Source organism: Streptomyces sp. DH12, assembly GCF_020873895.1.
In the GTDB taxonomy this organism is placed as follows: domain Bacteria; phylum Actinomycetota; class Actinomycetes; order Streptomycetales; family Streptomycetaceae; genus Streptomyces.
Window position 1 is genome coordinate 1 of record NZ_JAHWGT010000807.1, and the last position, 484, is coordinate 484.

The window sequence follows — 484 nt, forward strand, 5'->3', positions numbered from 1 at the left end:
CCGCCCGCACGTGGTGCACGCGGTGGACTCCCTGCTGGCCGAGGGGCGGGCGCTCGCGGAGTCCCGGCTGTACCGGATGGTCCGCGAGTACGGCCTGCCGGACACGTGCTGGAACGTGGTCCTGCGCCTGCGCGGCGGCCCGCGGAAGGAGCAGCAGGAGCCGGACGTCCTGCCCGGCCTCACCGAGCGGGAGCGGGAGATCCTCGAACTGATCGGCGAGGGGCTCACCAACCGCCAGATCGGCCAGCGGCTCTACCTCGCCGAGAAGACGGTGAAGAACCACATCTCCCGCCTGCTCGCCAAACTCGGCGTGGAGCGCCGTATCCAGGCCGCGGTGATCGCCACGGAGGCCCGGGACCGCCTGCGCCACGACAGCAACGGTCGCTGACAGCCGCGGGTCCCGGCCGGACGGCGCCCGGCCGGGACCCGCGCACGTCAGCCCCTCGGATCAGTCCCGCGCGATCTGCGGCGCGATGTCCTCCGT

The 484-nt window shown here is 73.6% G+C and carries 1 protein-coding gene; it reads left to right on the forward strand.

What is annotated here, in order from left to right; genetic code table 11:
* The coding region (locus LPA54_RS37180) for a response regulator transcription factor (protein ID WP_228984875.1) at window positions 1-388 on the forward strand (388 nt) is incomplete at its 5' end.
* Between the last annotated feature and the right edge of the window lie 96 nt (window positions 389-484).